At 68.6% G+C, this 16691-nt stretch carries 16 protein-coding genes and 1 tRNA gene; 7 read left to right on the top strand and 10 right to left on the bottom strand.

Annotation, left to right across the window (positions count from 1 at the left end; translation table 11 throughout):
* Positions 1-16: 16 nt before the first annotated feature.
* The 5 genes from alr to AUL33_RS19040 all read left to right on the top strand — a co-directional run bounded on the left by alr (position 17) and on the right by AUL33_RS19040 (position 5713).
* The gene (alr, locus tag AUL33_RS19060) at positions 17-1159 is read left to right on the top strand and encodes an alanine racemase (protein ID WP_062212135.1); all 1143 of its coding nucleotides are present in this window, start codon (positions 17-19) and stop codon (positions 1157-1159) included.
* An 8-nt stretch (positions 1160-1167) separates the two neighbouring features.
* Positions 1168-2556, top strand: a complete 1389-nt coding sequence (gene radA / locus AUL33_RS19055) for a DNA repair protein RadA (RefSeq protein WP_062212132.1) — start codon at positions 1168-1170, stop codon at positions 2554-2556.
* A 79-nt stretch (positions 2557-2635) separates the two neighbouring features.
* Entirely contained in the window at positions 2636-3265 is a 630-nt protein-coding gene (locus AUL33_RS19050) for a CvpA family protein (RefSeq protein WP_062212128.1), read from the top strand.
* A 143-nt stretch (positions 3266-3408) separates the two neighbouring features.
* Positions 3409-4902 (top strand): amidophosphoribosyltransferase, encoded by a 1494-nt coding sequence (gene purF, locus AUL33_RS19045; RefSeq protein ID WP_062212126.1) that lies wholly within the window; start codon positions 3409-3411, stop codon positions 4900-4902.
* Between the two features lie 70 nt (positions 4903-4972).
* A complete protein-coding gene (locus AUL33_RS19040) occupies positions 4973-5713 on the top strand; it encodes an SDR family NAD(P)-dependent oxidoreductase (protein WP_062212124.1) in 741 nt (246 codons plus the stop codon).
* Positions 5714-5734: 21 nt separating this feature from the next.
* Here AUL33_RS19040 and AUL33_RS19035 read toward each other — a convergent pair whose 3' ends face one another.
* From AUL33_RS19035 to AUL33_RS22955, 5 genes are all read right to left on the bottom strand, one after another.
* The gene (locus tag AUL33_RS19035; RefSeq protein ID WP_062212121.1) at positions 5735-6289 is read right to left on the bottom strand and encodes a hypothetical protein; all 555 of its coding nucleotides are present in this window, start codon (positions 6287-6289) and stop codon (positions 5735-5737) included.
* A 19-nt stretch (positions 6290-6308) separates the two neighbouring features.
* Positions 6309-7121, bottom strand: coding sequence for a CDP-diacylglycerol--serine O-phosphatidyltransferase (gene pssA / locus AUL33_RS19030; RefSeq protein ID WP_062212117.1), 813 nt, complete (start codon positions 7119-7121; stop codon positions 6309-6311).
* 5 nt (positions 7122-7126) lie between these two features.
* Positions 7127-7855, bottom strand: coding sequence for a phosphatidylserine decarboxylase (locus tag AUL33_RS19025; RefSeq protein WP_280137837.1), 729 nt, complete (start codon positions 7853-7855; stop codon positions 7127-7129).
* 97 nt (positions 7856-7952) lie between these two features.
* Positions 7953-9803, bottom strand: coding sequence for an ABC transporter ATP-binding protein/permease (locus AUL33_RS19020; RefSeq protein WP_062212355.1), 1851 nt, complete (start codon positions 9801-9803; stop codon positions 7953-7955).
* Between the two features lie 194 nt (positions 9804-9997).
* On the bottom strand, positions 9998-11416 hold the full coding sequence (locus tag AUL33_RS22955; RefSeq protein ID WP_062212110.1) for a LysM peptidoglycan-binding domain-containing protein: 1419 nt from the start codon (positions 11414-11416) through the stop codon (positions 9998-10000).
* 370 nt (positions 11417-11786) lie between these two features.
* Between AUL33_RS22955 and AUL33_RS22575 the strand changes: the two genes are divergently transcribed.
* Positions 11787-11951: a hypothetical protein gene (locus tag AUL33_RS22575; RefSeq protein ID WP_192843225.1), complete on the top strand. Its 165-nt coding sequence runs from the start codon at positions 11787-11789 to the stop codon at positions 11949-11951.
* Between the two features lie 26 nt (positions 11952-11977).
* A complete protein-coding gene (locus AUL33_RS19010) occupies positions 11978-12160 on the top strand; it encodes a DUF3606 domain-containing protein (RefSeq protein WP_062212106.1) in 183 nt (60 codons plus the stop codon).
* A 657-nt stretch (positions 12161-12817) separates the two neighbouring features.
* Here the strand turns inward: AUL33_RS19010 and AUL33_RS19005 are convergent.
* The 5 genes from AUL33_RS19005 to AUL33_RS18985 form a co-directional block, all read right to left on the bottom strand.
* A tRNA-Ser gene (locus AUL33_RS19005) sits at positions 12818-12907 on the bottom strand.
* 92 nt (positions 12908-12999) lie between these two features.
* Positions 13000-13788 (bottom strand): hypothetical protein, encoded by a 789-nt coding sequence (locus tag AUL33_RS19000; protein ID WP_062212104.1) that lies wholly within the window; start codon positions 13786-13788, stop codon positions 13000-13002.
* Positions 13785-14831, bottom strand: a complete 1047-nt coding sequence (locus AUL33_RS18995; RefSeq protein ID WP_062212100.1) for a glycosyltransferase family 4 protein — start codon at positions 14829-14831, stop codon at positions 13785-13787. Before AUL33_RS18995 ends, AUL33_RS19000 begins: the two co-directional genes overlap by 4 nt.
* The gene (locus AUL33_RS18990) at positions 14828-15226 is read right to left on the bottom strand and encodes a 6-carboxytetrahydropterin synthase (protein WP_062212097.1); all 399 of its coding nucleotides are present in this window, start codon (positions 15224-15226) and stop codon (positions 14828-14830) included. The genes AUL33_RS18995 and AUL33_RS18990 overlap by 4 nt, the downstream gene beginning before the upstream one ends.
* A gap of 11 nt (positions 15227-15237) precedes the next feature.
* Entirely contained in the window at positions 15238-16140 is a 903-nt protein-coding gene (locus AUL33_RS18985; RefSeq protein WP_244492351.1) for a zinc-binding alcohol dehydrogenase, read from the bottom strand.
* Positions 16141-16691 lie beyond the last annotated feature (551 nt).

Genomic DNA, 16691 nt, shown 5'->3' with positions numbered 1-16691 from the left:
TCTATAGAACCGCTCCATGACACACCCCGTTCTCTCAGCCGTTCCCCATAGCGGCCGCCGTCCCTTCGTGACGATCGACGGCTGGGCGCTGAAATCCAACTGGCGCCACATGGCCAACCTAGCACCGGGCGCCCGCACCGGCGCAGCGGTGAAGGCCAACGGCTACGGGCTCGGCGCGCCCTACGTCGCCAAGGCGCTGTTCGCCGCCGGCTGCCGCGACTTCTTCGTCGCCTGGGCCGAGGAGGGCGCGGAGGTGCGCGCCGCCCTGCCCGGCATGAACTACCGGATCTTCGTGCTGCAGGGCCTCGATGCTGCCGCGGCCGCGATCTGCCGCGAGCAGAAGCTCATCCCCGTTCTCTCGACGCTCGACGACGTGCGGATCTGGCAGGAGGCCGGCATCGGCAAGCTGCCGGCACCCGCCGCGCTCCAGTTCGAGACCGGCATGAACCGGCTCGGCATGGACGAGGCCGATGCGCGCCGCGCGCTCGCGATCGCACGCGGCGGCGGCTTCGACATCACGCTCGTCATGAGCCACCTCGCCTCGGCGGACGATCCGACGTCGGGCCAGAGCGAAGGGCAGCGCGCCAGCTTCGAGCGGATCGCCGCGCTCTTTCCGCACGTGGCGCGCTCTCTCGCCAATTCGGCCGGCGTCTTTCTCGGCAAGCCCTTTCACTTCGATCTTACCCGGCCGGGCATTGCGCTCTACGGCGGCGAGCGGACGCTCGACCCGCAGGAGGCGCTGCGGCCCGTCGCGACCCTCCATGCGCAGATCCTGCAGGTGCGCACCGCCGCGCGCGGTGAGGCTGCGGGCTACGGCGCTTCGGCTCGGCTGGAGCGCGCCACCCGGATCGCCACGATCGGCATCGGCTACGCCGACGGGTTCCTGCGCTCCTCCTCCGGCGTGACGCCGATCCGCGCCGTCGAGCCCGCCCCCGAGGTCGCGATCGGCGGACGCCGGGCGCCGGTGCTCGGCCGCGTCTCGATGGACCTGACGCTGATCGACGTCACCGACCTGCCGGACGACAGCGTCGTGCCCGGCGAGGTCGCCGAGATCTTCGGCCCGACGATCTCGCTCGACGAGACGGCGCGCCGCGCCGGCACCATCGCCTACGAGTTCCTGACCTCGCTCGGACCCCGCGTCTCGCGGTTTCCGGTCTGAGCGGGCGGATGGCGAAGTCCAAGGCGAGCTTCATCTGCCAGAACTGCGGCGCGGTCTTCGCGCGCTGGATGGGCAAGTGCGAATCCTGCGGCGAGTGGAACACGATCGTCGAGGAGAGCGACACCAACGGCATCGGCGGCGGCCCGCTGCGCTCCAAGCGAAAGGGGCGGCCCGCCGCGCTGCTGCCGCTATCCGGGGAACTCGAAGAGGCCCCGCGCATCATCTCCGGGATCGACGAGCTCGACCGGGTGACGGGCGGCGGGTTCGTGCGCGGCTCGGCGCTGCTGGTGGGCGGCGATCCCGGCATCGGCAAGTCGACCCTGCTGATGCAGGCGGCTGCCGCGCTGGCGCGCGGTGGCCACAAGGTGATCTACGTCTCGGGCGAAGAGGCGGTGGCGCAGGTGCGCCTGCGCGCCCAGCGGCTGAAGGTCGAGGACACGAGCGTGCAGCTCATGGCCGAGACCAACATCGAGGACATCCTGGCGACGCTGACGCAGGACAAGCGCCCCGATCTCGTGATCATCGATTCGATCCAGACCGTCTGGACCGACATGGCCGACTCGGCGCCAGGAACGGTGACGCAGGTTCGCGCCGGCTGCCAGGCGCTCATCCGCTACGCCAAGTCGAGCGGCGCGGCGGTGATCCTCGTCGGTCACGTCACGAAGGAAGGCCAGATCGCAGGCCCGCGCGTCATCGAGCACATGGTCGATGCCGTGCTCTATTTCGAGGGCGAAGGCGGGCACCACTACCGCATCCTGCGCACCGTGAAGAACCGCTTCGGCCCGACCGACGAGATCGGCGTGTTCGAGATGAGCGATATCGGCCTGCGTCAGGTGCAGAACCCGTCCGAGCTCTTCCTCGGCGAGCGCAACGGCAAGGCGCCGGGCGCCGCCGTCTTCGCCGGCATGGAGGGCACGCGGCCGGTGCTCGTCGAGATCCAGGCGCTGGTGGCGCCCTCGACGCTCGGCACCCCGCGCCGCTCGGTGCTCGGCTGGGACGCGCCACGTCTTGCCATGGTGCTGGCTGTGCTGGAGGCCCATTGCGGCGTCCGGCTCGGCACGCACGACGTCTATCTCAACGTCGCGGGCGGCTACCGCATCAAGGAGCCGGCGGCCGACCTCGCCGTCGCCGCCGCGCTCGTCTCGTCGCTGTCGGGCCAGCCGCTGCCGTCGGACTGCGTCTACTTCGGCGAGATCAGCCTGTCGGGCTCGGTGCGCCCGGTCTCGCATGCCGGGCAGCGGGTGAAGGAAGCCGAGAAGCTCGGCTTCAAGCAGGCCGTGCTGCCCGCCGCCAGCGCCGAGCTGCCGCGCGGCCGCGACGTCGCGGCCCATGAGATCGACACGCTTCCGCATCTCGTGGCGCGGGTCGCGGGACGGCAACTGCAATCCGACACTTGATTTTTCGCGTTGCACGCATTGTAAGAGCAACGGTCGCACGTCTGGAAATGTCCGAGACCGCGAGAGGCTGGGGCCCCGAATGACAGTCACCCTTCTGGACGCGATCCTCGTGGGCATCATGCTCGTGTCGGCGCTGCTCGCCATGGTGCGCGGCTTCTCGCGCGAGGTTCTCTCCGTCCTGTCCTGGATCGCCGCCGCAGCGGTGGCGTTCCTCTTCTACGCCGACGTGACGCCCTTCGCCTCGACCTACATCTCGAACGAGAAGGTGGCGATGGCCGCCTCGGCCGCCGGCCTGTTCTTTCTGACGCTCCTGATCGTCTCCTTCATCACGCTGAAGATCGCCGACTTCATCATCGACAGCCGCATCGGTGCGATCGACAGGACGCTCGGCTTCCTGTTCGGTGCCGCGCGCGGACTGCTCCTCGTCGTCGTCGCCATGGTGTTCTTCAACTGGCTGACGCCGCCTCAGTCCGGCAACCAGCCGGGATGGGTGACGCAGGCCCGCTCGAAGCCAATGCTCGACGATCTCGGCACGCGCCTCGTCGCTGCTCTCCCGTCCGATCCCGAAACCACGATCCGCGAGCGCTTCGGCGCACCGCCCACCGCGCCGGACGGCAACGTCGCCCCCGACGGGACGGCGGACCAGCCCTCGTCGATCGAGGACGCGATCCAGCAGGGCGAACAGCCGGCGGAAGCGCCAGCGAACTGATCGCTCTTTTGCGGGCGATGGGTTAAAAGAATTCCAGATCGGCGCGCTCTGGCGCGCCGATGACATTTTTGTTTCGCAATGCGTCCGCCGTGTCCCCATCTGGGGCGCACCAGCACAGCGACGGGTAGGAACGGACAAGAGCCATGTCTCAATCTTCGGGCAAGCCTATGATCGACGATGCGGACGGCGACACGCTGCACGAGGAGTGCGGCGTCTTCGGCATCCTGGGCCATCCCGATGCCGCGACGCTGACGGCGCTCGGGCTGCACGCCCTGCAGCATCGCGGTCAGGAGGCGGCCGGCATCGTCTCCTTCGACGGCAGCCAGTTCCGCTCCGAACGTCGCATGGGCCTCGTCGGAGACCATTATACCGACCCGGTTACGCTCGCCCGCCTGCCCGGCGACCGCGCGATCGGCCACGTCCGCTATTCGACGACCGGCGAGACGATCCTGCGCAACGTCCAGCCGCTCTTCGCCGAGCTGGAAGTCGGCGGCATCGCCATCGCCCACAACGGCAACTTCACCAACGGCCTGACGCTGCGGCGCCAGCTGATCGCGGACGGCGCGATCTGCCAGTCGACCTCCGATACCGAGGTGGTGCTGCACCTCATCGCCAAGTCGAAGCAGGCCTCCTCCTCCGACCGCTTCATCGACGCCATCCGCCAGATGGAAGGCGGCTACTCGATGGTGGCGATGACGCGCACCAAGCTGATCGCCGCGCGCGACCCGATCGGCATCCGCCCCCTGGTGATGGGCGACCTCGACGGCAAGCCGATCTTCTGTTCGGAGACCTGCGCCCTCGACATCATCGGTGCGCGCTACATCCGCGACGTGGAAAACGGCGAGGTCGTCATCTGCGAGATCCAGCCGGACGGCTCGATCACGATCGACGCTCGAAAGGCCGATCGGCCCGCCCCCGAGCGCCTCTGCCTGTTCGAATACGTCTATTTCGCCCGTCCCGACTCGGTGGTCGGCGGCCGCAGCGTCTACGTCGCGCGCAAGAACATGGGCGTGAACCTCGCAGCCGAATCGCCGGTCGAGGCCGACGTCGTCGTGCCCGTGCCGGACGGCGGCACGCCGGCGGCACTGGGCTTCGCGCAGGCCAGCGGTATCCCGTTCGAATACGGCATCATCCGCAACCACTATGTCGGGCGCACCTTCATCGAGCCGACACAACAGATTCGTGCCTTCGGCGTGAAGCTGAAGCATTCGGCCAACCGGGCGATCATCGAGGGCAAGCGCGTCGTCCTCGTCGACGATTCGATCGTGCGCGGTACCACGTCGATGAAGATCGTGCAGATGATCCGCGACGCCGGCGCCCGCGAGGTTCACATTCGCGTCGCCAGCCCGATGATCCACTATCCCGACTTCTACGGCATCGATACGCCCGACGCCGACAACCTCCTCGCCAACCAGCACGCCTCGCTGGAAGAGATGGCCCGCCACATCGGCGTCGATTCGCTGGCCTTCCTGTCGATCGACGGCCTCTATCGTGCGGTCGGCGGTGCACCGCGCGACCCGGCCGCGCCGCAGTTCACCGATCACTATTTCACGGGCGACTATCCGACCCGGCTTCTCGACAAGGAAGCGCCGCCGACCAATGTCCGCCGGTTCTCGGTGATCGCAAGCAACGGCTGAGACCCAGGAGGGCGCGGCATCGGCCTCGACGGCGCGCGTGCAGGATGATACTTCGGGAGACGTCGCGGGCATGACCGGACACCTTGCAGGGCGCGTGGCGCTCGTCACCGGCGCCTCGCGCGGCATCGGCTACCACCTCTCGAAGCTGCTGGCGGCCGAGGGGGCACATGTCGTCGCCGTGGCGCGCACGGTGGGCGGCCTCGAAGAACTCGACGACGAGATCAAGGGCACTGGGGGCTCGGCGACGCTGGTGCCGCTCGACCTCACCGACATGGCCGGCATCGATCGGCTCGGCGGCGCCATCCACGAGCGCTGGGGCAAGCTCGACGTTCTCGTCGCCAATGCGGGGACGCTCGGCGTGCTCGGCCCCATCGGCCATCTCGAGGCCAAGACCTTCGACAAGACGATGACGCTCAACGTCACCTCGACCTGGCGGGTGATCCGCTCGGTAGACCCGCTGCTGCGGGCCTCCGATGCAGGGCGCGCCATCGTTCTGTCGTCGGGCGCCGCCCATTCCTGTAAGGCGTTCTGGAGCCTCTATGCCGCGTCGAAGGCGGCCGAGGAGGCGCTGGTGCGGTCCTGGGCCAACGAGACCATCAACCTGCCCCTGCGGGTGAACTCGGTGAACCCCGGCGCTACGCGCACCGCTATGCGCGCCCTCGCGATGCCTGGTGAAGACCCGGACACGCTGCCGAAGCCCGCCGACGTCGCAGCGAAGATCCTGCCGCTCGCCCTGCCCTCGCTGACCGAGACCGGCAAACTCTTCGACGTGCGCAAGAACCGCTTCCTGCGCTATCGCGATCCGGAATAGCCGGAGGCGAATGGCTTCTCGTCAGGCTTCCACGAAGCCGGTCGGCAGCCCGTCGATGCTCTCAACGTTCTTCTCCTGCCGATAGGCGCGCAAGCCGTCCTCGCCCTTCGCCGCAGCCCAGCGGTCGAGGATCGGGCGCTCGCCTGCGTGGTCGAACAACGGCACGGCATAGCCGCAGGATGTCTGCACGAGGTCGACGGTCAGCGTGACCACCTGCCGCGCGCCGAGGGGCTCGCCGTCGGGGTAATGCCGATCGAGGAACGTCTGGTAGGCCGGGGAGCCGCGGAAGGCGATTTCGGCCTTGCCGTAGAGCCGCAGGATCAGCGGCGGGCCATCGAAGGCGCAGAGCATGATCGTCATCGTGCCGCCGGCGCGCGCATGCGCCGCCGTCTCGCTGCCGCTTCCCGTCAGGTCGAGATAGGCGACCTCGTTCGGCCCGATCACATGGAGATGCTCCGTCGAGCGGGGCGAGATATTGACGCGGCTTCCGTTCGCCGCCGATCCCGCGAAGAAGATCTTCTGCCGCGAGATGAAGGCGCTCCGATTCTCGTCGATCGCCGCGAACTGCTTGGCCATGCGTCTTGCGTCCTTCCGATCACACCGGCGTGTCGGCCACCGCGTTCTTGGCCGCTTGCTTGCGGTAGGAGCGCACCGCGAAGGGGATCGAGGCGAAGTAGGCCAGTGCCGAGACGGTCAGCGTCTCCCAGAAGAAGCTGAGGAGCAAGCCGATATAGAGAACCACGAAGAGGATCATCGGCACCACGTGGTCGCGGCGGACGGGGATGCCGATCGTCTTGCCCGAATAGGTCGGGATGCGGCTTGCCATCAGGAGACCGATCGCCACGAGATAGACCGCCGCGAAGAAGGCGGTAAGATCGGGCACGTTCACGTTGCTGGTGAAGCCGAGATAGACCGGGAACAGAGCCAGGCCCGCGCCGGCCGGCGCGGGAACGCCGACGAAGAAGGCACTCTTCCAGGCCGGCCGATTCGGTTCGTCCAGCATCGTGTTGAAGCGGGCAAGGCGTAAAGCGCAGCCGCTGATGTAGAGCAGCGCCGCGATCCAGCCGATCGAGCCGACGTCGTGCAGCGTATAGGCGTAGAGAAGAAGCGCCGGAGCGACACCGAAATTGACGATGTCGGCGAGTGAGTCCATCTCGGCGCCGAAGCGGCTCTGGCCGTTGACGAGACGTGCGATGCGCCCGTCGATGCCGTCGAGGAAGGCGGCGCCGAGAACCAGCCCCACCGCCAGCTCGAACCGGCCCTCGAAGGCGAAGCGGATGCCCGTGACGCCCGCACAGATCGACAGGATGGTGACGAGGTTCGGCAGGACCTGCCGAAACGGGATGCGCGACGACGTCACGACCGGCCGGGTGGACGCTTCGGGCGAATGTGGGATCGGTTCGTTCATCCCGCTCAATCCTTGCGCCAGGACCAGCCGTGCGGCCGTTCCGAGAAATCGGCGATGACGGTCTCGCCCGCGACGGCCTTCTGGCCTTCGGCGACGCGCGAAACGGCGCCATCGGGCAGGTAGATGTCCAGGCGCGAGCCGAAGCGGATGAGGCCGAAGCGCTCGCCCGCCTCCAGATGATCGCCGGTCTGCGAGAAAACGATGATGCGACGCGCGATGGCGCCTGCGATCTGCACGACGCCGACCTCGCCGCGCGGGCTTTCGATCACCAAGGAGGATCGCTCGTTCACCTCGCTCGCCTTGTCGAGCTCGGCATTCTTGAACTGGCCTTCCTTGTAGGCGATGCGCGCGATGCGGCCCCGTACCGGAGCGCGGTTCACGTGGCAGTCGAAGACGTTCATGAAGATCGAGATGCGCAGCAGCGGCTCGTCACCGAGGCCGAGCTCGGCGGGCGGCACGACGTGGCCGACGAGCGAGACGCGGCCATCGGCCGGGCTGACGACGAGTTGGTCGGAGATCGGGGTGACGCGCGCGGGATCGCGGAAGAAGTAGGCGCACCAGAGCGTCAGCACGAGGCCGGCCCAGAAGAGCGGCTCCCAGAGCAGTCCGAGCAGGACGGATGCGACGAAGAAACCGGCGATGAACGGATAGCCGGCACGATGGATCGGCACCAGAGCGTTGCGGATCGATGCGATCATGTCCATCGAGGGCGAGTTCCTTTCACGTGTCGTCAGCCGGGAGTCCGGCGTGGGCCCGCTTCGCGCGCCAAGTGTACCACATAGGGGGCTTCGCGGCCGGGCTCAACGATGAACCCACGGCGAGCCGATCGGTTCAGATCGTCTCGCGCTGCCGCTTGCGCTCGAGGACGCCGAGCGCGTCCGCCTCGCGGGCACGGCGCAGCACCTCCTCGGCCTCGTTCTCCTCGCGCTGCATCGTCCACATTTCGGCATAGAGGCCGGCGGCGGCCAGAAGATCGCGATGCGTGCCGCGCTCGACGATCTCGCCGGCGCGCAGCACGATGATCTCGTCCGCGTCGATGATGGTGGACAGCCGGTGCGCGATCGTCAGCGTCGTGCGCTGGCGCGAGACGAGTTGAAGCGCGCTCTGGATCTCCTGCTCGGTGTGCGTATCGAGCGCCGAGGTCGCCTCGTCGAGGATGAGGATCGGCGGGGCCTTGAGGATCGTGCGGGCGATCGCGACGCGTTGCTTCTCGCCGCCCGAGAGCTTCAGGCCGCGCTCGCCGACCATGGTCGCGAACCCGTCCGGCAGCATCTCGATGAAGCTGGAGATCTGCGCGAGATCGGCGGCGCGCTTCACCTCGTCCTCGGCGGCGTCGACCCGGCCGTAGCGGATGTTGTAGGCGATCGTATCGTTGAAGAGCACGGTGTCCTGCGGCACGATGCCGATGGCCGCGCGGACGCTGGCCTGCCGGACAGACGCGATATCCTGCCCGTCGATGGTGATGCGCCCCGAATCCACGTCGTAGAAGCGGAACATCAGCCGCGAGATCGTCGACTTGCCGGCGCCCGAGGGGCCGACGATCGCCACCGACTTGCCGGCCGGCACCTCGAAGGACACGCCCTTCAGGATCTGGCGCTCGGGATCGTAGGAGAAGCGCACGTCCTCGAAGCGGATCGCGCCCTCGCGCACCACGAGATCGGGCGCCTCGACGGGATCGCGCACCTCCTGCCGGATGGCGAGAAGGCGGAACATCTCCTCCATGTCGGTGAGGCCCTGCCGGATTTCGCGATAGACGAAGCCGATGAAGTTCAGCGGGATCGACAGCTGCATCAGCAGCGCGTTGATGAACACGAAGTCGCCGAGCGTCTGGGTGCCTGCGCGGACCTCCAGCGCCGACATCACCATCGCCGTGCCCATGCCGACCGAGAAGATGACGCCCTGGCCGAAGTTCAGCCAGCCGAGCGAGGTCCAGGTCTGCGTCGCGGCCTTCTCGTAGCGCGCCATCGAGCGGTCGAAGCGCTCGGCCTCCATCGTCTCGTTGCCGAAATACTTGACGGTCTCGAAGTTCAGAAGCGAGTCGATCGCCTTGGTGTTGGCGTCGGCATCGCTGTCGTTCATCTCGCGGCGGATGGCGATGCGCCAGTCGCTCGCCTTGATCGTGAACCAGCCATAGAGAAACACCGTGGCGGCGATGACGACGAGATACCAGACGCCGTAGGAGAAGCCGAAGATCGCCGCGGTCAGCGCGAATTCGAGGATGGTCGGCAGCGTGTTGAGGATCGTGAACCGCACGATCGTCTCGATGCCCTTGGTGCCCCGCTCGATGATGCGGCTGAGGCCGCCGGTGCGCCGCTCCAGATGGAAGCGCAACGACAGTTCGTGCATGTGGACGAAGGTGCGGTAGGCCAGCACGCGAACCGCATACTGCCCGACCCGTGCGAACAGCGCATCGCGGAGCTGGTTGAGCGCCACCGAGACCACCCGCGCCACGTTGTAGGCGACGACGAGCGTGATCGCGCCGGTGAGGACGAGCGGCAGGACCTCGCGCGCCGAGTTGGCGCCGTCGAGCGCATCGGTCGCCCATTTGTAGAAATAGGGAATGCCGACGGTGAGGAGCTTGGCGAGAACGAGGTAGAAGCTCGCCCAGAGCACGCGGGCGCGCAGGTCCGGGCGGTCCTGCGGCCACATGTAGGGCCACAGGTTCTTCAGCGTCTTCCACATGGCGTTGCCGTCGCCGGACACCGTGGTCGTATCGGATGGGGGCAAGCTGAGACTGTCCGTGAAGGGCGCGGCCGGCCGGCAACGCGCGCGAGCGGCAAAGAGGACCGCGAAACTGGAAGGGTTCTAGACCTCCCGCCCGCCTTCGGCCATCCCCCGTCGTGCGCCGCGACGATCGGGTCGCAGCGACGGCGCGTTCACCCCTTCGGGGCCGCCTTCTCCTTGTCCTCAGGCAGGCGGAACACCTGGCCTGGATAGATCCGGTTGGGATCGCGGATCTGGTCGCCATTGGCGAGATAGATCTCGCTGTAGCGGTTGCCGCGCCCATAGGTGCCGCGCGAGATCCGCCAGAGCGAATCGCCCCGGCGGATGATGACGCGGGCCTCGACCGGCTGGAGCCGGGTCTGCAGCGAGGTCGGTCGAGACGAGGCGGCCTCCGTCGCCGTGTCCGCCGTCGCCGGTGTGATGTCGGCAGCGCCCGGCGCGGCGGTGATCACCGCACCGTCAAGCGCAGGAATCGCGGACGGTTCGTCCGCGGCCACGGCCGCCATGGCGCCGGTATCGGGCCGGTTGAACGGGACCTCGGCTCGCGCGATCACCGTGCCGTCTGACCCGATCTCGTCGGCGCGGATGACGTGATCGCCCACCGCGACGTCGGCGAGCGCCGAGCCGATGAAACGGTCGCCCTCCCCGCCGCGCGTCTCGGTGACGAGGCGTCCGTCGAGATAGATGCGGATCGTGGAGCGCGGATCAGCCGCGCCGGCGACGAAGAGCCTGCCGCGCTCGATCTCGACTGCCTCCACCGTTAGCTTGCCCGATGCGGATGGCGGGCTGACTCGCGCCTGCGTCGTCGGAGCGGATACGGCGGCGGCATCGGCTGACGGCGTAGCCGGTGCCTGCTCGGGCGTCGACGGCACGGCAGCCGGCGACCCAGCGGCGTCGGGAGGCGACGTCGGCGCGAGTGCGGCCATCGCCGGTTCGCTTGGGCGCGGCTTCACGAGGATCCGGGACGGCTCGCCCGGACGCTGCATCATGACGAGGAGATCCTCCGGCCGGCCGCGCGGCGGGACGCTGACGATCGCCGCGTCGTCCGAAGCGACCTCGCCGGGCACGCCGGCTTCGGCCAGCCGCAGGCGGTGTTCGCCGACCGGCAGCGCGAAATCGAGAACGAAGTCGCCGTTGGCGTCGCTGCGGGTCTCGGTCAGCGCCGCCTCGCCGTTGCGCAAAACGATCGTCGCATTCGGGCGACCCCGCCCGGCGATCACCGCCGATCCATCGGGCTCGACGCGCACGATGTCGAAGCTCGGCTTGGCCGTTGCCGTATCGGGTTCGGAGTCGGAGTCGGCGGGAATTACGGCCTGATCCGAAGGTTCTGCCGGTGCGAAGCTCGGCGCGGCGGCGGTCGGTGCGGCGGTTCCGGGCACGGGTGTGGCGGTTGCGGGAGGGTTTGCGACAGGCTCCAGCGAGGAAGAAGCTTCCAACGGCGCCGCGGGTGCGGTGGCGGTGCGCGGGTTCCCATCGAAAGCGCCCGGCCCGGACATCAGACCCGCCCACCAGGCCAGAACGAGGGCCACGGCCGCGACCACGACGAGAGGAAGGGCGATCCGACGACCCATGACGCAGAGACTTTCGACAACACCGCCGCGACACGGTGGCGGCTCCGGCGATCCTACAAGTCGCGCGATCGCACCACAATCGCCAAATCGCCAAGCTTTTGAACGGGATGAACGGCGGACGCGTCCAGCTTTCAGACGACCGCCTGCAGTGTTGCGCAGATCACGGAGGTCCCGCCTGGATGCAATGGCACCGCCGTAGACCGCCGGGTTCGGCCACCTGGAGCCACCGTGGAGACACCGGCAGAGGCGATCGCCGAGGGGATGAAGCGACGCCTTCGTCGCCAAGTGCGGCACTTCCGGCATTCCGCCGCTTCGCATTGAACGGTTCCAGGCCTATATGCAGACGACTGGGTCACTCAGAGGGAACGACATGAGAAAGCCGAACTTCGATTTCGAGCGTCAGGAACGCGATAAGGCGAAGGCCGCCAAGAAGGCCGAGAAGGCCAATGCCAAGGCCGCCAAGCGCGACGCCGAGACCCAGTCGGACGACATGACGGACGCAGGGCCGGCGTCGCAGGGCGACGCCACGAGCTGAACGGAACAACCAAAGGACACGCCGGCATGACCGAGACATCGAAGACCAAGCCGGATCTCAAGCGCGGTGCAGCGGCGGAAGTGCCCTACGACGCGGACAGCTTCGCCAAGAAGTTCGGTATTCCGCCGAGCGAGGCGAAGACGATCATCAAGCGCTACGGGCCGTCGAGAAAGAAGCTCGACTCGCACATGGCCGCGCGTCAGGCCTGACGGCCGGACCGCAACCGACGAATCGACCCGGCGGGCCTCCTCGGCCCCCGGTTCGCTTGCGGCATATGCCGCGACGCAAAGCCCAGCCGCGGCGCGTCAAACTCAACCGCTCGTGACGGACGTCGGTCTCATGGATTCGTACCGATGCGTTATGTCGGGGCTCTCACGCATCCTTAAGCCCTTAGCCTCATCCCACTTCTCACGCGCCGTCTTGGGCCGCACCCAATCCGGGAACTGAGAGGATGGAGAGGGCCCGCTTTTCCCATTATCTTCCGATCGTCACCGAATGCATTTTCCGACCGATCGGCTCAAGGCGGGTCACCATTCGAAGCGCTGGTGCTGGCTGTCGAAGCCGCAAAGCTCGGCCCTGCGGCGAGCATCCCGCACATCTGCCGGCATTCCGAAATACGCAATCCTGCACGAGGACGAAAGGCGTTTGCCTGCTGGAAGACTACTATGCGTGGAATCTGCGGAATGGTCGTTCTGCACGAAGCTTACAACGCCTCATCCCGCTTGATGAACGCTGGCGTCAGGCTGGAACCTCGGCGCCATGCACTGACCGTCCAGGATGCCCCGCGTTGTCACGTGTGTTCCCGTGAACTTCGCAGCTCCGATCGTTGTGAAACAGATCCCGTGAGATGCCGCTAGCATCTGCGATGGCGGAGAAGATGGGATTCGAACCCACGAAACGGTTTCCCGTTTACTCCCTTAGCAGGGGAGCGCCTTCGACCACTCGGCCACCTCTCCGACAAGACAGCGAGTATCGGATGCGATCGGCTAGATCAAGGGGCTGGCGGCAATTTGCGGCCGGTTCGGCAAGTCTGGCGCAGGCCCGCCCCTCAGAGTGTGGGAACGGCGAGTAGGTCGCTGTGGCCGATGCGGCAGCCGACACCGCGCGCGGCCGCTGCCTTTCGATGCGCGTGCCAGAGGGCGACCTCTTCGGCGGCAAGCGTCTGCGTCTCGGCGACGGCCTGCGCGAACCCGTCGAGCGTCGCCTGTTGCAGCGCCATCTGATCGGGGCCGAGCACCCAGGGGCTGTCTGCGGTCTCGACGCGGTAGCCTTCGGCCTGCAGAACGGCAGCGAGGGTCTGGGTGGCGTCCGGTCCGAGGGCGGGCCCGAAGCCCTTGTCGCTTCGCTGGTGCCGGTTGAAGGCCTCGACGACCGCACCGTCCAGCGGATGCGGCTCGTCGAAGGAGGCCGTTCCGTCATAGCTCAGGGCGGCGTAGAGCGCGGGCTTGTCCCGGCTCAGCAATCCGGCGAGGTGTTCGACGAAGCGCCGCGACACGAGGTCGAACAGCGCCGAGGCCGTCACGAGACGTGCGCCCGCGAGATCGGCGGCGCCGAGTGCGGCGAGATCCGTCCGGCGCAGATCGACCGCCGCTCCGCATCGCTCCCCGGCCTGCGCGAGGAGCGCCGGGTCGTTGTCGAGGAACCGCCAGGCCGTTGGCGCGGGCAGACTGCCGTTGAGAGCGCGAAAGGTGGATCCGGTGCCGCAACCGAGGTCCACGATCAGCGCGCCGGGGGTGCTGCCCGTCGCAGCCGCTGCGGCAGCCAGTAGCCGGGCATCGCGCGCCGCCCTGTCGGCGGGCTCTCGCAGGTCGAGCCAGCTCGTATCGAAGCCGCTCATGGCGCCACCCCATCCATTGCGCGGGCCAACGCGGCGGCGGTCTCGTCCCAGCCCGGCAGCGCTTCGCCCGCGATGCGTGCGCCTTCGGCGTAGCGGCGGCGCAGTGGCGGATCGTCGAGAAGGCGTCCGAGCGCGGCGGCGAAGGCGACGGGGTCGTCCGGCGGAACGAGCAGGCCGGCGTTCCGCGGCACGACGTCCGGCACCGCGCCGGCGGCGCAGGCGACGATCGGCAGGCCCTGCGCCAGCGCTTCGGCGAAGACCATGCCGTAGCCCTCGAACCGCGAGGCGAGCGCGAAGATCGAGGCGCCCGCATATTCGGCGGCGATGTCGGGCACGATGCCGGCCAGCGCGATACGGGCCTCCAGCCCGACGGATGCGATCTGCCGGCGCAGCCGCGTCGCGGTCTCCGGCGCGCGGGTGGGATCGCCGACGAGCCGGCAGGTCCAAGTGCGATCCGCCAGCAGGGCCAAGGCTTCCACGAGCACGTCGTGCCCCTTGCGCGGGGTAATCGTGGCGACGCAGAGAATCACCTGCGGGCCGGACGGTGGATCGCTCGGGCGGGCTCGATCGACACCGGGCAGAACCGCGACGAGCCGTTCGGCCGGTACGCCGAAACCGGCGCGAAGGGCGCGAGCCGTCGCCGGGCTGGTGGTCACGACGAGCCGCGCCTGGGCCAGCGCTTCGCTTTCCGACACCCGCAGACGCTCGGCATCCGCAGCAGACAGGCCGGTTTCCAGCGCCAGCGGATGGTGCACCAGCGCCACGAGCCGCAGACGGTCGCGCTCCGCCGCCGCGATCTCGGGCATGGCGCCGAAGGCGAGGCCGTCGACGAGGACGAGCGCACCATCCGGTAAGGCCCGGAACGCGACGCATGTCGCGTCGAGATCGGCGGCGGACGGAACGGGATACGATCCCGGCAGCGACACCAGTTCGACGGTCCGCCCGGCGCGGCGCAGCGCCTCGATCATCCGGCGATCGTAGGCGTAGCCGCCGGTGACGGTCGCGGGGTCGCCTGGAATGGCGACGTAGAGCACGTCGCTCACAGATCGGCCTCGTAGGCCGCGCTGGCATTCGGGGTCTCGGTCAGCCGCACCCGCAGACGGACGATGCGGCGCCCGCCCTCGCCGGCCCGTCCCGCCTGCAGCGCGGCGCGGATCGCCTCGAAAAGATGATGGGCGATGAACTCGGTGGTGGTGATCGCCCCACGAAAGGCCTCGAGCTCGTCGAGGTTCTGATAGTTCAGCGGTTGCAGCACCTCGCGCAGGATCTCCAGCGCCAGGCCGATATCCACCGCCAGTCCGTCCGCGTCGAGATCGCGCGCGAAGAAGGCGGCGTCCACCGCGTAGGTTGCGCCGTGCAGCCCCTGCGCGGGACCGAACACGGGGCGCGGCAGCGAATGGGCGATCATGATGTGGTCGCTGACCTCGACGCAGAACATGGGCGAGCCTTTCAGTAGACGATGCGATGGCAAAGGGTGGCCGGCGAGGCGAGGATCCCGGCATAGGCGCCCGGCAGGTCGACGAACGCCGTCTCGCCTAAGACGAGGGCGTCGAGGCGGGGATCGGCCAGCAGCGCGAGCGCGCTCGCCATGCGCCGCGACGGCGTCCAGCGCGCGCGGCGGCCGGCCGGCACGTGGCCGACCTGCGAGCTGACGATCGTCAGCCGCCGAGCGTGAAACGCAGCGCCGAGTGCCAGTGGCACGAGATCGGTGCCGTACCAGCTCGCCTCCACCACCCGCGCCTCGAAGCCGGCGAGCTCGATCGCGCTCGCCAGTCCGTCCGGCGAGCCCGACACGTGCAGGCAGCAGTCGCGCTCGCCGTCCGCCGCGCCGGGCAGCGCGAAGGCAAGGCCGAGCCGCTCGGTGACGGCGCGGCGGGCGGGGTCGATGTCGACGAGCACCGTGTCGGTGCCGGGAACGCCGCTGGCCAGCCAGGCGGCGAGAAGGCCCACTGTGCCCCCGCCGACCACCGCCACGCGGTCGCCCGGCAGGATGCCAGCATCCCAGACGATGTTGAGCGCGGTCTCCATGTTGGCGGCCAGCACCGCGCGCGACGCCGGCACGCCGTCCGGCACGAGATGGACAGCATCGGCCGGTACCACGAACCGGTCTTGATGGGGGTGCAGGCAGAAGACGGTGCGGCCGAGCAGCGGCGGCGGCCCGGCCGCCACCTCGCCAACCACCGCGTAGCCGTACTTGAGAGGGAAGGCGAAGCTGCCGCCCTGAAACGGCGCGCGCATGCGCTCGCCCTCCGAAGCGGGCACGCGACCGGCGAAGACGAGCGCCTCCGTGCCGCGGCTGACCGCGCCGAACCGGCTGCGGACGAGCACCTCGTCCGATCTGGGATGCCGCAAGCTTTCGCTGCGCAAGGCGGTGCGCCCGGCCCCCTCCAGCCACAGCGCGGCAGCGCCCGGCTCGTTCGCCGCGCGGGCCTTCGAGGGTCGCCGGTCGGGATTCGATTCGATGACGGCGGCTCCTTCCGGCGGATGGTTGCGACCAGACTAGTGCGAAATGGCGCGGGGTGCATCCGCGACGCGCCGGCGCATGCGCGGTCAGGCGACAGTCCGTCTCATCGACGACCCGGCGGTCCGCCCTTGTGGGAGACGGGCAAACCGCCCATTTTTGCCGCAGGCCCGAGACCGTTGGCTGGCTAAGCCTGCGCCCCATCTCTGTTTCCAGCGGTTCGGCCGCTTCCTGCACCGGCGAGTAGCGTCACGTCATGGACACGATGTCTTCCCCCTCTTCCGCCGACCGGCAGCCGACGCCCTTCTTGGGCGATGGCGACCGGTCCGTCGCCCGGTTCGAGCGCGCCAGCGCCGAGTTGCGATTCGGGCGGCCCGTCCTGCTGCGCGGCGACGGCGCGGCGGTGGCGGCCCTGTCGCTCGATGCCGCGGCGCCCGAGACC

The organism is Aureimonas sp. AU12 (assembly GCF_001463705.1).
Taxonomy (GTDB): domain Bacteria; phylum Pseudomonadota; class Alphaproteobacteria; order Rhizobiales; family Rhizobiaceae; genus Aureimonas.
This window is presented reverse-complemented; position numbering and strand designations above follow the sequence as displayed.